This window comes from Saccharopolyspora sp. NPDC002376 (assembly GCF_053593195.1).
Map to the genome: position 1 here is coordinate 45,379 of NZ_JBSFBZ010000029.1, position 13,230 is coordinate 58,608.

Below are 13,230 nucleotides of genomic sequence, written 5' to 3' on the forward strand. Positions count from 1 at the left end.
ATCGCGCGTGCGCAACGGCGTTCAACCGCCGTTGCGCACGCGCGTTTTCAGCTCCAGTGCGCAGCCGCTCGTTTCTGGAGCAGCTCCCGGTACTGGCGCGTCGTGTTCTCGTGCAGCTCGCCGGTACCCCAGTCGACGATCACGCCGTACCGCCGGATCACGTCGAGCATGTCGAGCTCGCCCGCGCGGTACCGGCGGGCCACCGCGTGCGGATCCTCGGCCAACCAGTCCCGCCGCTGCGCGGCGATGGAGGCCCGGAGTTCCCCGGTGGCGGCGGTGTCCACTTCGTACTGGTCCAGTTCCGGGTCGATCGGGAGCACCACGACTCCGTAGTCCGCGGCCGCGCGTTCGACCGACACGTAACCGTCGATGACGTCCTCGACGACGAGATCCGGGTCCCTGGTGAGCGGATCGCCGTAACCACCGCCGCCGGCCGACGGCCGGGTGAACGAGTTGCCGGGCTCGATCGCGACGTTCGAGAAGGTCGCGCCCAGGAACCGCTCGTCCTCGGTGCCCTTGTTCAGCCAGACGCCGTGCGGCAGCGAGGGCAGACCGCCCGAGATGCCCCAGGTGATCGACCGGGCGCGATCGCAGCAGTACGACATCACCGTGCTTTCGCAGTCGGTGAGCACGCCGCCCTTCTCCAGGCCGCAGCCGCCGCGATGCTTCCCCGGACCGCCGGAGTCGGTGACGATGGCGTGCTGGCTGGTCAACACCGGGGAAAGCCGTTCCTGACCTTCGACCGGTTGGACGGCGAGCCCGGGCCCGAACACCGGCGCGGTCGCCCCAGATCCGTCCTTGGTCGCCCGGCCGCCCCAGCCACCGGCCATCCAGTCGTACCACATGAAGTAGGGCCGATCGCCGGTTCGACCGTCCCGGCCGCCGACCAGCAGGTACTCCAGGTTGAACGCGCACGCCATGGCGCGCTCGGGCATGACCTGCGACCAGATCTCGAACAGCGCGTTCATCAACTTCTCGTAGGGCCCAGAGCAGAACCCGGTGACCGCGGTCGGCCACGCGGCGTTGACGACCGTTCCCTCCGGGCCGAGTTCGGCGTTCACCACCCGGTACAGCCCCGAGTTGAGCGGCACGTCGGGGAAGAACGTCTTCGTCCCCGCGTACAGCGCGGAGTGGGTCGTGCCGTAGCCGGAGTTGAGGAACGTCGACACCGCCGGTGCGCTGCCGGACAGGTCGTAGTGGATGCCGACGTCGTCGATGCGCATCTTGACCGAGATCGGCACCAACCCCTCGGGCTTGCTGGGGTCGGCGTCGAGGTAGTCGACCGTTTCCCACTCCCCGCGCGGGAGTTCGGCGAGCTTGTGCCGGACGATGCGCTCGACGTAGTCCTGCGCCCCCTCCATCGCCGCCACGACGGTGTCCTTGCCGTAGCGACCGACGAGCCGGAGGATCTCGCGCTCGCACACCGCCGTGGCTTCGGCCTGCGCGTTGAGATCCCCCATGCAGCTGTAGGGCGACCGCGTGTTGGAGACCAGCAGCTGCGCCACGTCGCGCAGCTGCTTGCCGCGGTGCCACAGCCGGACCGGGGTGATGCGCAGACCCTCGCTGAAGTGCTCCTTGGCGTTGACGTCGAATGAGCCGGGGACGTTGCCGCCGACGTCGGCCCAGTGCCCCTTGTTCTGGGCGAACCCGATGATCTCGGAGCCGACGAAGATGGGCCGGATGAAGCTGACGTCGTTGAAGTGCGTGCCACCGCGGTACGGGTCGTTCACCGCGAAGACGTCACCGGGGTTGATGTCGTCGGCGAACTCCTCCAGCACCGCCTTGCACTGGAAGTGCAGCGTGCCGACGTGCACGGCGATGTCGGAGCTGCCCTGCATCACGGTGTTGCCCGCCGCGTCGCACAGCGCGGAGGAGAAGTCCCGCGCGTAGATCACGAACGAGTAGCAGGTGCGCATGATCTGCTCGCTCATCAGGTCGACCGCGGTGACGAAGGCGTTCTTCAGCACTTCGAAGGTCACCGGGTCCAGGCCCGCAGGGGTCACCTGCTCGTTGGTCGTCATGGTTCAGGCCTCCGTCAGGTGGATGCGGATGTTCAGCCACTCGTCGATCTCGGCGCGCGCGTCCGGCGGCACGACGGTGGTGGAGTCCAGCTGCTCGATGACGGCCGGGCCGGTCAACCGGGTTCCGGCGGGCAGTTCGAACCGGTCGTGCACCGGGGTGTCGACCCAGCCCGGACCGTCGAAGTAGACCTTGCGGGTCTGCCGCGCCGCGGGTGCGGCACCGGGCGCGACCTCGTGAGGTGCGACGACCGGTTTGGGCGTGACGCCGATGGCGGTCAGGCCCAGCTGGTAGATCTGCACCGGGGTATCGTCCCGGCGGAACGAGTACTCCCGCTCGTGCTGCTCGTGGAACAGCTCGATCGCCTCGCGCAGCGCGTTCGGCCCGCTGCCGCACTTGACGGTCAGCGATCGCCACTGGCCCAGGTAGCGCATCGAGACACTCCGCTGCAGGACGGCGTCTTCAGCGCTGACGCCCTCGTGGCGCAGCCGGGCCGACGCTTCGGCCTCCAGACCGGCGAACGCGTTCTCGAACTCCTCGACGTCGGCTTCCTCGCCGACGGCGCTGAACATCGCGGACAGGTCGTGGCGGATGTCGACCAGCAGGCACCCGAGCGCGGAGGTCACGCCCGGATTCGGCGGCACCACGACGGTCGGGATGTTGAGCTCGCGCGCCACCTCCGCGCCGTGCAGCGCACCAGCCCCGCCGAAGGCGATCAGCGCGAAGTCGCGGGGGTCGTAGCCGCGCCGGATGGAGATCAGGCGGACCGCGTCGGCCATGTTGGCGTTGGCCACCTGGAGGACGGCGCTCGCGGCCTCTTCCAGCGGAAGTCCGAGCGGTCCGGCGACGTGGTCGAGGAGTGCGCCTTCGGCCAACTCCGGGGAGAGCACCTTGGCGCCGCCGGCCAGGGCGGTACCCAGCCTGTTGAGCACCAGGTTCGCGTCCGAGTTGGTCGGAGCGGTGCCGCCCGCCCCGTAGCAGGCCGGGCCGGGTGAAGCCCCGGCCGACTGCGGCCCGTTGCGCAGGGAACCGGCTTCGTCGATGTGCGCGATGGAACCACCACCGGCGCCGATGGTCAGCACCTCGATCGACGGGAAGATGATCGGGTAGCCGTACTCGACCGACCACTCCTTGGTGACCCGCAGCTCGCCGCCGTGGACCATGGCGATGTCGGTGCTCGTCCCGCCCATGTCCAGGCCGATGGCGTTCGCGTAGCCGCACTGGGTGGCGACGTGCCGGGCGGCGATGGCGCCCGCGGCGATGCCGGAGGCGGCCAGGCGGACGGGATAGCGCTCCACCATGCGCGGTGTCATCGACCCGCCGCCGGAGTGCAGCAGCAGGAGGTCGCCGCGGTACCCGCCGGCCGACAGCTCCTCGGCCAACCGGTTGACGTAGCCGCTGACCAGCGGTGCGAGCACGGCGTTGGCGACGGTGGTGTTGAACCGGTCGTGCTCGAAGATCTCCGGGAGGATCTCCGCGCTGGCGCAGATCGTCACCCCGGGCAGCTCCTCCTCGAGGATCTCCCGCATCCGGATCTCGTGGGCGGGGTTGACGTAGGAGTTGACGAAGCAGATCGCCACGGTCCGAACCGCGCGCTTGCGCAGCAGCGCCGCGACGCGGCGGGCCCCTGCTTCGTCGAGCGGTGTCACCACGTTGCCGGCGTAGTCGATGCGTTCGGCGACCTCGAAGCGGTCCCGGCGGCGGATGTAAGGCGGGGACACGTCGTTGTAGGCGTCCCAGAGGTCGTCCTTGGTGCCGTCGCGGATCTCGATGACGTCGCGGAACCCGGTGGTCGTGACCATCGCGGCCGGCTGGAAGTTCCGGGTGATCAGTGCGTTGGTGGCGACCGTCGTGCCATGCGAGAACAACGACACGTCGGCGAGGTCGATGCCACCTCGCTCGATGCCGTTCAACACCGCGCGCATCGGGTCGTCCGGGGTGGACGGGACCTTGGTGACTCGAACGCTCTTCGCGTCCTCGTCGAACACGCACACGTCGGTGAACGTGCCGCCGACGTCGACGGCCACGCGCTGCTTGGCCATGCGGGTGCCTCCTCGAGTGGTGCGGGTGGGAAAGGTCCGCCGCCGGCTGCGGTTGGAAATGAAGGTTGCCCCACACTGTGCTCGCTGTCACTGTGAAAATCACAGACGCGGTGGCGATGATCTGTCACTTCGCACAACAACGGTGGGGAGGGAAGGCCGGTGACCGGGGAGCGCCGCGGTGGGTGGTCTCAGTTGACCTTGCGCCACCTCGTCGACGAGCCGAGCCTGCAGCTGACCGTGGTGGAGCCCGGGGACCTCTCGAAGGTGATCCGCTCGGCGCACTCGGTCGAGGTCGTCGACACCGCGAACCGACCGCGCCCCGGCGCGATCATGCTCACCACCGGGCTGCGGTTCGCATCCGCACCGGACGATCCCGAACCCCAAGAACGGCTGATCTCCGATCTTGTCGCGGCCGATGCCGCGGCCCTGCTGTTCGGGACGGGTGTCCACTTCGAGCGGGTGCCGCACGGCCTGCGCGCCGCGGCGCGGGACCGGAACTTCCCGGTGCTGAGCGTGGATGCGAGCGAGACCTCGTTCGACCTCGTCGCGGACTTCATCAGCAGCGGTGCGCTGTCCGCGGAGACGTACCTGCTGAAGCGGACGGTCTGGCTGCAGAACGACCTGCTGCACGCCCTGGCCGCCTCGGATCCGGTGAGCGCGCTGGTGGTCCGGCTCGGCACGTTGTGCAAGGGGGCGGCGGTGCTCTACGAGGGCGACGGGCGGATCGTCGCCTCGACCGGTCACGGTCCCCTGCGCCTGGTCTGGGAGGAGATCAGCGCCCGCCAGCGCGAGTCGCAGCGGTTCACCGTCGGGCAGTGGACGGTCGCCACCCGGCCCTTCCTGCTCCGCGGGGTGCGGTTCCAGCTGGCGGTGGCTTCGCGCAACGGCGCGCTGCTCGACGACATCAGCCCCGAACTGCTGGAGACCGCGGAGCGGGTGCTTGCCGCCGCCAACGCATCGCGGTCGTTGGTGATCAGCCAGGAGCGGGCGGAGGCGGCCCGGATCGTGTCGGCCTTGCGCGGCGGGCTGACCGCCTCGCAAGTGCGTCAGACCTGGGACCGGTTGCGGGCTTTCAGTTTTCGCGTCGGCGACGACCTCCGCGTGGTGTCGGCGAGCCCGATCAGCGACCGGTCGCGGAACGTGGTCGAAGCCCTGCTGGAGCAGGCCGAGGTCGGGGGCGTGCCGCTGATCTTGGACGCCGGTCGTGAGGACGAGTCCGGCGAGCTGACCGCTGTGCTCGCGGCACGAGGTGCGGCGGACACCTGGCTCGACGAGCTCGCGCGCACCCATCTGGTCGGTGTCAGCGGCCCCTTCAGCGATCTCACGGTCGCGGCGCGCTACGTCCAGGAGGCCAACACCGCCTGGCACCTCGCCGGCCGCCGCCACGGCCGGGGCAGCGACCGGACCATCGTGCGGCTCGACGAGGTGGACTTCGCCGCCTGGCTGCTCACCCGCCGCGACGACGCCCAGGTCGCCGATCGGCTCGAGCGGTACTTCGGCGCGCTGATCACCTCACCGGACCTGGTGGAAACCGTGGTGCTCTACCTTGCCTGCGATCAGGACGTCAAGCGGACGGCTGAGCTGCTGTTCATCCACCCCAACACGGTCCGGTACCGTCTCCGCAACGTCGAGCAGCTCGTCGGCGGGCGGATCTCGTCGGCACAGGTCGTCGCGAACCTCTACCTCGCCTTCCAGGACGACATCCTGGCCCGCGCGGAGACCGACGTACGCCCGAGACCGCGGTGAGCGATTCTCCAGTTAGGCCCAACCCCGGCGTGTGCGAGCATCGACGTGTGCTCTGGTCAGGCCGTTGTGCCCGCTGAGCGAAGCCACCAAAGCGCGCAAAGCGATGGAAAAACGGCAGACTTGCGGCACAGTGGTGCTGGTGCCGGCACGGCACTGATCGACGACGCGAAAACCATGGAGGTCGCACCAGTGGAACAGGTGGTACTGCTCGACGAGTCCGGTAAGGCGATCGGGGTCGAGGACAAGACGACCGTGCACCACCGGGAAACCCCGCTGCACCTGGCCTTCTCGTGCTACGTGTTCAACGACCGGGGCGAGTTCCTGCTGACCCAGCGGGCCCACCACAAGCGCACCTTCCCGAGCGTGTGGACCAACACCTGCTGCGGCCACCCGGCTCCCGAGGAGGAGATGAAGGCCGCGATCGTCCGGCGGCTGAGCGAGGAGCTGGGGCTCACCGTGCGCGGCCTGGAGCTGGCGCTGCCCGGCTTCCGCTACCGCGCCGAGATGCCCAACGGGGTGGCGGAGAACGAGATGTGCCCGGTGTTCTTCGCGTTCACCGAGAACACCCCGGAACCCAACCCGGACGAGGTCGCCGAGACCCGCTGGGTGAGCTGGAAGGAGTTCAGCGCCGAGGTGCTCTCCGGCGAGACCGACGTCTCGCCCTGGTGCCAGCTGCAGGTCCGCCAGCTCGTCGAGCTCGGCCCGGAACCGGCCCAATGGCCCACCGGCCCCCGCTCCGACCTCCCCCCAGCAGCCCACGTCGCCTGACCCGGCGCCCGGGTGTCTTCAGGCGCCGGTGGACTCGTACTGGTGCTCCGGACGGCCGCTCGCGCCGTAGCGGAGGGTCATGCGGGCCTTGCCGTCCTGGGCCAGTCCGGCGAGATAGCGCTGCGCGGTGGCTCGGGCGATGCCCAGTTCGGCGGCGATCTCCGCCGCTCAGCGCGGGCCGCCCGCCGCGCGCAGCGCGTCCTGCACCAGCCGGGAGGTCACCGCGGACTGGCCCTTCGGCGCGCCCGGCTGGTCGCCCTCGTGCAGCACGCGCATGGCCCGGTCGATCTCGTCCTGGCCGACGTGGCCGCCGGTGGGCGACAGCCGCGCGTGGTAGCGGGCGTAGGCGTTGAGCCGATCCGCGAGCTCCGCGGTGAACGGCTTGACCAGGTAGTTCAGCGCCCCCGTGGACAGCGGGTGAGCAGCGCCGCGCCGATCACCCCGACGGCCAGCGCTCCGCCGGTGAAGGCCGCCGTGGTGTGCCAAGGTCGACCTCGGCTACCACCACCGGTTTGCGATCAAGTGGGCGCTGGTGGTGTCCGCGGTGGTGATCACCACGGGCTTCGCCCTCGGCGTCATCTCGATCCACTGAGCAGAACTCCATCTCGACAAGGTTAGCCTTAGCTAACCTAACCGAGAATGCGAGGCCTCCGATGCACCCAGCGCGCCTGCGGCGCCGAACCGCTTCCCTCCTCAGCGCGCTCGCCGCGCTGCTGCTGGTCACCGCTTGCGGAAGTGCGAGCAACGACCAGCAGCAGCAGCAGCCCGGCGACGGCGCCTTCCCCGTCACCATTCAGCACTCCCAGGGCACGACGGAGATCCCCAAGCGTCCGGAGCGCGTCATCGCCCTCGGCTACACCGACGTCGACCCGCTGCTCGCGCTCGACGTCGTCCCGGTGGCCATGCGCCCGTGGGGCGAGATGAACGGCCCCGGCTCCTGGGCCAAGGACCGGCTGAAAGGCGCGCAGCCGGTGCTGTTCGAGACGCAGGGCGACGTCAACCTCGAGCAGATCGCCTCGCTGCAACCGGATCTGATCGTGGCGGTCAACGCCGCCGTCGACGAATCGCTCTACCAGCGGCTCTCCGCGCTCGCGCCGACCATCGTGCGCCCCGCCGGCTACCCCGACTACGGCACGCCCTGGCAGGACACCACCCGGATGATCGGCAAGGCGGTCGGCAAGTCCGAGCAGGCCGAGCAGCTGATCACCGACACCCAGGCGCGCATCGACCAGGCCGCCGCGCAGCACCCGGAATTCGCCCGCGCCACCGGTGCGGTGGTGCTGATCAACCCGCAGGGCGGGTACTGGCCCTACACCCGCAACGACGCCCGCGGCCAGTTCCTGACCGGCCTGGGCATCCAGCTCCCGCGCGGTGTCCAGGAACTCGACGACGGCAAGCGGTTCTACGTCGACCTCAGCCCGGAGAAGACCTCGATGATGGACTCCGACGTGCTGGTGGTCATCGATCAGAAGGGCAACACCCAGCACCTGCCCGAGGACCCGCTGTTCCAGCGGCTCGACGTGGCCAAGCGCGGCGACGTAATCACCGTGCCGTTCGTGGAGACCGGGGTCGCGCTGGCGCACAACACCGTCCTCAGCATCCCGTACACGCTGGACACGGTGGTTCCGATGCTCGCCGAGAAGCTCGCCGACCGGTAGCGATCCCGCTCAGCGCCTGGTCGCGTCGGAGTCCGGGGTGCGGTCCTGCGCCGGCACCTCGGGCAGGGCCGTTCCCGTCGGCGCGGCCAGGACCGCGCGGGCCTGTTCCCGGTCGAAGGCACCGTCCCATTTGGACACGATGAACGTGGCCACGCAGTTGCCCAGGAGGTTGGTGACCACGCTCGATTTCGCCAAGTGAATAACGAGTTTCCGCAGCCGAACTGCGCCAGTCAAGACGGTCCCGGCATCAAATCCGCAACCGTGCAAAAATCAACAAAACGTTTAAGTGCCTTTTTTTGATCTTTTGCCTGCTATGCGCCGTAGGCGCATAGCCAGGTTCTAAAGCACGGCCGCGCGGGAGCTGCACGTCCTCGGTGAGCAGCTCGGTCAGCTCCACTCCTGCGGGCATGCGAGCGGGCCAGTCCGTCCAGCTCTCGAAGACGACCGCGTCCAGCTTTCCCAGGCGCAGCGCGGGAATCAGGTGTTGTGCAAAAACTGGTCAATAGTGCTTTCGCCTTTTTGTTGGCACAGTGAGGATCGTGGTCACGACTACCCCTCCCACCTCGCAGTCGCCCACCGGGACGACCAGCCCGGTGCTGCTGATGATCGCGGGAGCCGGCTGCCTGTCCTTCTCGGCGATCGTCGTCAAGCTCGCGGACGTCAACGCCGGGACAGCGGCGTTCCTGCGCTGTGCGCTCGCGCTGATCGCGCTCGTGCCGTTGGCCGTCCGGGAATGCCGACGGCACGGCCGGTTCGAGGCCTGGCTGGTGGTGTGCGCCCTCGTCGCCGGTGCGCTCCTGGGGTTGGACTACGTGATGTGGACGGCTAGCGTCCTCGACGTCGGTGCTGGGATCTCGACCGTGCTCATCAACGTGCAGGTGGTCATCTTCCCCGTGCTCGCCCGGATTTTCGGCGGAACTCCGATCCGCAGGCGCTTCCTGCTCACCTGCCCGGTCATGCTCGCCGGGATCACACTGGTCGGCGGTGCGCTCTCGCACGACCCGAACGCGCAGCACCAAGTGCGCGGGACGGTGCTGGGGCTGGCCGCCGGTGCTGCCTATGCCGGTTACCTCTACCTGAACCGGCTGTCCGGACAGCGCAGCCCGCGGCACGTGGTCACGCCGGTGTGCGTCGCGACCGCTTCAGCCGCCGCGGTGGCCGGGCTGCTCGGCACGGCCACCACCGGTATCAGTCTCGACCTTCCGGCCGCGTCCTGGTCGTGGCTGGTGGTGCTGGCGCTGATCGGCCAGGTCGCGGCTTTCCTGCTGATGGCGGCGGCGATTCCCCGGCTGGCCCCCAACACCTCAGCGTCGCTGCTGCTGTTGCAGCCGGTTCTGGCCGTAGCGCTCGGCATGATCGTCGTCGCGGAGACGCCCGCGGCGAGCCAGTTGGTCGGCTGCGCTGTGGTGGTCGCTGCGGTGTGGTTCGCCAGCCGCGCCCCGCGCCGGGCTGCCTCGTCATGAGGGCTGGAGGTCACGGGACCAGGACCACTCCCCCGGCTCCGGCGCGCCGACCAGCTTGAGGCCTGCTCCGCGGAGGTTCGGGCGATCGCGGTGTTGTCGAGGTGGGTGTGCGTCTCCGCCGTCCCCGTCGTACATCAGGTTTCCCATGCCGGACGCAGGCGTGCGCGGCAGGTGGCTGCCAGGTCGGCCATTGCGCTGGCTCGGGCGAACTCGGCCGGGGTGAACGAACCGCCTGGGCGCGTCAGGACCAGGACGCCTCCGCCCGGCGCGGTCAGGTGCATCTCCTGGCCGGCGAACGACCCGATCTCCGGGGACTCCTCCTGCCAGCGGACGTCCACCCTGCCCAGGAGTGCGCGCAGTGCCTGGACCAGGTCCGTGCAGCCGCTGACCAGGTCTGCGGCCAGGTTCGCGGTGCGCGTCGGGACGTCTTCGAGCTCTCGCACGTCTGCCCGGGCGACCACGACGTCCCTTCCGCCTGCTGCTTCGACGGCTTTGATCAGGTCCCAGCGGGTGATGCGGTCGGGGACGTGCAGGAGGGCCTCGTCGACTGCGCCGTCCTCGACCGGGTGCACCTGCATGGTTCGGATGTCGCCGCCGAGTGCGGCCAAGCCTCCGGCCAGGCGGGCGAGCCTGCCCGGGGTGTCGGTGACCGATGCGCGCAGGCGCCACAGGGTTTGGCCGACTTCGGAGGCTTCCGGGACCGGCTCGGCTGCTGGGGTTTCGGCTTGGGGTGTGTGTTTGGCGGATCGGCGGAACGCGGCGGCGACGAGCAGGATTGCGCCGATCGAGAGCAGCGCGGTTGAGCTGACCGTCGGGGCGTGCGTCATGGCCAGGTTCACCGCGCCCGCCGCCAGGGACAGGGCGGCGAGCTCGACGAGTTCGCGGGTCCAGTTCCCGCGCTGGTGGCGGTGCGGTGTGGAAGGCATGGGTCCATGCTTACGGGCCTGTGTTGCATCCGTTTGAACTGCGGTTGCGCTGGGGTTAACCGGGCGAGTCACACTGCTCGAACGGGCACTGGTTCGCCCCGTTCAGCCTTTCTCCCTTGCTGGGTTGGAGGGGCCGCCGAACACTGGGGTTGCGCGAATCTCTTGGTAGATCGACTAAACCCACGTGGAGACGACATGTCAGAACTGTCTGGGCCCGTGCTGGAGAGCGCTGCTCGGGAACTTGCTGAAGCTACCGCCGGTCATCCTCGGATCTACGAGGTGCCGCCCGAGGAGGGGCGTCGGATCCTTGCTGATCTGCAGAGCGGGGATGGTGTTGAGAAGCCTGCTGTCGATGAGGACTGGGTGACCGTTTCCGGGGGACCTACCGGGGATGTTCGGGTTCGGATCGTGAAGCCTCGTGGGGCTGGTGGGAGTTTGCCCGTTGTGCTCTACATCCATGGGGCTGGGTGGGTTTTCGGGGACGAGAACACTCATGATCGGCTCGTTCGGGAACTTTCCGTTGGGGTTGGGGCGGCGGTGGTCTTTCCGGTGTACGACCGGGCTCCGGAGGCCAAGTATCCGATCGCTGTTGAGCAGAACTACGCCGTTGGGGAGTGGGTTGCGGCGCATGGGGGCGAGTACGGGCTTGATCCTGGGCGGATCGCTGTGTGCGGGGATTCCGTGGGCGGGAACATGGCTGCTGTGCTTGCGTTGATGGCGAAGGAGCGTGGGGGTATTTCGCTTGCTGCGCAGGCTTTGCTGTATCCCGTTACCGATGGTCGGTTTGATACCGGGTCTTATCGGGAGTTCGCCGAGGGGTACTACCTGACTCGGGCTGGGATGGAGTGGTTTTGGGATCAGTACCTGGATGATCCTTCTCGGCGGGATGACGTTTACGCCTCGCCTTTGCGGGCTTCTGCCGGGGACTTGCGGGGGTTGCCGGATGCTCTCGTCATCACCGGGGAGGCTGATGTTCTGCGGGATGAGGGGGAGGCTTATGCCGGGCGGCTTCGGGGGGCCGGGGTGGGGGTTACTGCGGTGCGGGTGCTTGGGGTTGTTCATGACTTTTTGATGTTGGACAGCTTGCGGGAACTTCGGGGAACCGCTATGGCTCGGCGGTTGGTTGTTGGGTTTTTGCGTGGGGCTTTGGACAGTGGCGGGGCCGGTCGACGCGGGTTGGGCTGACCCTGCGCAGGGTTCGATCACCGTATCGAGCCACTCTTATTCAGTCGAAACTGTGTTCGATTTTTGGAATACTTGGGGCATGGCACCGCTGATGACGCCCACTGATGTCGGCACCGACGCCTCTCTTGGCACGGTGGCGACTCCGGCTGCGCCCGCTGGGGTTGGCGCGGTCGTCGAGTCGCGTCCGGCGGTGGCCTGCTCCGATGCCGAGCTCGTTGCTGAGATCGCCGAGATCGAGCGGACTGTGCGGGTTGCTCGAATGCGGCAGTTGCAGTTGATCGCTGAAGCCGAGCACCGGGGGGTTACCCTCCGGGCAGGGGGCGCGGTCGCCGCAGGTGTGGCTGCAGGGGTTGCTCCACATCGACTTGTCAGAGGCGAAGACGCGTGTTGTCGTCGCCCGCGACGTTGAGCGGCAGACGAGCAGCTACGGCGAACCGCTGCCCGCTGACCTTCCCGCCACCGCCGACGCACTGAGCGAGGGAGCCATCGGGATCGAGCATGCGCGGGTGATTTCTCGCTGCGTGCGCAGCATGCCCGAGCGCCCGCGCGATCTCGCCAAGCTCGCTGAGCGCATCAAGTACCTGCTGGACCAGGACGGGGCTTACCGCGACGAGGAAACCCAGCACGAGGCGCGGAAATTGCACTACGCCACCGGACGGGACGGCATGTTGGTCATCAAGGCGCGCCTCGACCGTGAGACCGGCGCGAAGTTCGTGGAGGCCCTCCGGCCGCTGTCAGCGCCCCGTCCCGAAGTGGACGGCGAGAAGGACCCGCGTGATGCTGGGCAGCGCAACGCCGATGGGCTCGCTGCCATGGTCGATCTCGTGCTGGACTCCGACCAGATGCCGCGCACCGGGGGTCAGCGTCCGCATCTGAACATCACCATCGACTTCGACGACCTCAAGCGGGGTCTGCTGCTCGGCGACGAGGGCATGCCCGGCACTCTGCAGGCCACCGAGCAGTCCATCACCGCGGAGAACATCCGTCGCATCGCCTGCGACTGCGAGGTTCTGCCCGTCGTTCTCGGAGGCGACAGCCTCCCGCTGGACGTCGGAACGTCCCAGCGGACGGCGCCCACGCACATCCGGGCGGCGTTGTTGCAACGCGACGGGGCGTGCGCGTTCCCGGGGTGCGACCGTCCGCCCGGGACACCGCAAGCGCACCACGTCACGCACTGGATCGACGGAGGTCCCACCACCGTCGACAACATGATCATGCTGTGCGCGCACCACCACCGCGTCATCCACAGTCAGCAGTGGCGAATCGCTTTGCACAGTGGGCGGCCGGTGTTCACACCACCGTCCGATGTGGACCCGTCGCGAACACCCAGGCCAGGCGGCAAAGCACTACCCGCCGCCTACCGCGACACCCTCCGGGATCTCATCCCTGCGCCCAGGGTCCCGGAGGGCATCGCGTGACGCCC

At 68.7% G+C, this 13,230-nt stretch carries 13 protein-coding genes; 6 read left to right on the top strand and 7 right to left on the bottom strand.

Annotated elements, in window-relative coordinates:
• Positions 1-47 precede the first annotated feature (47 nt).
• Positions 48-2,021, bottom strand: coding sequence for a hydantoinase B/oxoprolinase family protein (locus ACWCO2_RS20225; protein ID WP_450129286.1), 1,974 nt, complete (start codon positions 2,019-2,021; stop codon positions 48-50).
• 3 nt (positions 2,022-2,024) lie between these two features.
• Positions 2,025-4,061, bottom strand: a complete 2,037-nt coding sequence (locus tag ACWCO2_RS20230) for a hydantoinase/oxoprolinase family protein (RefSeq protein WP_450129287.1) — start codon at positions 4,059-4,061, stop codon at positions 2,025-2,027.
• 192 nt (positions 4,062-4,253) lie between these two features.
• On the opposite strand from ACWCO2_RS20230, the gene ACWCO2_RS20235 reads away from it, so the two are divergent.
• A complete protein-coding gene (locus tag ACWCO2_RS20235) occupies positions 4,254-5,807 on the top strand; it encodes a helix-turn-helix domain-containing protein (protein WP_450129288.1) in 1,554 nt (517 codons plus the stop codon).
• A 189-nt stretch (positions 5,808-5,996) separates the two neighbouring features.
• Positions 5,997-6,575 (top strand): isopentenyl-diphosphate Delta-isomerase, encoded by a 579-nt coding sequence (idi, locus tag ACWCO2_RS20240; RefSeq protein ID WP_450129289.1) that lies wholly within the window; start codon positions 5,997-5,999, stop codon positions 6,573-6,575.
• A gap of 18 nt (positions 6,576-6,593) precedes the next feature.
• Here idi and ACWCO2_RS20245 read toward each other — a convergent pair whose 3' ends face one another.
• Both ACWCO2_RS20245 and ACWCO2_RS20250 read right to left on the bottom strand, forming a co-directional pair.
• Positions 6,594-6,734, bottom strand: coding sequence for a hypothetical protein (locus tag ACWCO2_RS20245; protein WP_450129332.1), 141 nt, complete (start codon positions 6,732-6,734; stop codon positions 6,594-6,596).
• Between the two features lie 9 nt (positions 6,735-6,743).
• Positions 6,744-7,061, bottom strand: coding sequence for a hypothetical protein (locus tag ACWCO2_RS20250; protein ID WP_450129290.1), 318 nt, complete (start codon positions 7,059-7,061; stop codon positions 6,744-6,746).
• A gap of 167 nt (positions 7,062-7,228) precedes the next feature.
• Here ACWCO2_RS20250 and ACWCO2_RS20255 point away from each other — a divergent pair, with 167 nt between their 5' ends.
• Positions 7,229-8,233: an iron-siderophore ABC transporter substrate-binding protein gene (locus ACWCO2_RS20255; protein ID WP_450129291.1), complete on the top strand. Its 1,005-nt coding sequence runs from the start codon at positions 7,229-7,231 to the stop codon at positions 8,231-8,233.
• A gap of 9 nt (positions 8,234-8,242) precedes the next feature.
• Here the strand turns inward: ACWCO2_RS20255 and ACWCO2_RS20260 are convergent, their stop codons facing one another.
• Positions 8,243-8,428, bottom strand: coding sequence for a hypothetical protein (locus tag ACWCO2_RS20260; RefSeq protein WP_450129292.1), 186 nt, complete (start codon positions 8,426-8,428; stop codon positions 8,243-8,245).
• 344 nt (positions 8,429-8,772) lie between these two features.
• Here ACWCO2_RS20260 and ACWCO2_RS20265 point away from each other — a divergent pair, with 344 nt between their 5' ends.
• A complete protein-coding gene (locus ACWCO2_RS20265) occupies positions 8,773-9,696 on the top strand; it encodes a DMT family transporter (RefSeq protein ID WP_450129293.1) in 924 nt (307 codons plus the stop codon).
• A 134-nt stretch (positions 9,697-9,830) separates the two neighbouring features.
• On the opposite strand, the gene ACWCO2_RS20270 is transcribed toward ACWCO2_RS20265, so the two are convergent.
• Entirely contained in the window at positions 9,831-10,622 is a 792-nt protein-coding gene (locus ACWCO2_RS20270; RefSeq protein WP_450129294.1) for an ACT domain-containing protein, read from the bottom strand.
• 195 nt (positions 10,623-10,817) lie between these two features.
• Between ACWCO2_RS20270 and ACWCO2_RS20275 the strand changes: the two genes are divergently transcribed.
• Positions 10,818-11,807, top strand: a complete 990-nt coding sequence (locus ACWCO2_RS20275) for an alpha/beta hydrolase (RefSeq protein WP_450129295.1) — start codon at positions 10,818-10,820, stop codon at positions 11,805-11,807.
• 40 nt (positions 11,808-11,847) lie between these two features.
• On the opposite strand, the gene ACWCO2_RS20280 is transcribed toward ACWCO2_RS20275, so the two are convergent.
• The gene (locus ACWCO2_RS20280; RefSeq protein WP_450129296.1) at positions 11,848-12,102 is read right to left on the bottom strand and encodes a hypothetical protein; all 255 of its coding nucleotides are present in this window, start codon (positions 12,100-12,102) and stop codon (positions 11,848-11,850) included.
• A 70-nt stretch (positions 12,103-12,172) separates the two neighbouring features.
• Between ACWCO2_RS20280 and ACWCO2_RS20285 the strand changes: the two genes are divergently transcribed.
• A complete protein-coding gene (locus tag ACWCO2_RS20285; protein ID WP_450129297.1) occupies positions 12,173-13,225 on the top strand; it encodes a DUF222 domain-containing protein in 1,053 nt (350 codons plus the stop codon).
• Positions 13,226-13,230 lie beyond the last annotated feature (5 nt).

Bases quoted from the DNA above. Each gene is read 5' to 3' on its own strand.
- ACWCO2_RS20225 (WP_450129286.1), bottom strand. From the start codon at position 2,021: ATGACGACCAACGAGCAGGTGACCCCTGCGGGCCTGGACCCGGTGACC.
- ACWCO2_RS20230 (WP_450129287.1), bottom strand. From the start codon at position 4,061: ATGGCCAAGCAGCGCGTGGCCGTCGACGTCGGCGGCACGTTCACCGAC.
- ACWCO2_RS20255 (WP_450129291.1), top strand. From the start codon at position 7,229: ATGCACCCAGCGCGCCTGCGGCGCCGAACCGCTTCCCTCCTCAGCGCG.
- ACWCO2_RS20270 (WP_450129294.1), bottom strand. From the start codon at position 10,622: ATGCCTTCCACACCGCACCGCCACCAGCGCGGGAACTGGACCCGCGAA.
- ACWCO2_RS20275 (WP_450129295.1), top strand. From the start codon at position 10,818: ATGTCAGAACTGTCTGGGCCCGTGCTGGAGAGCGCTGCTCGGGAACTT.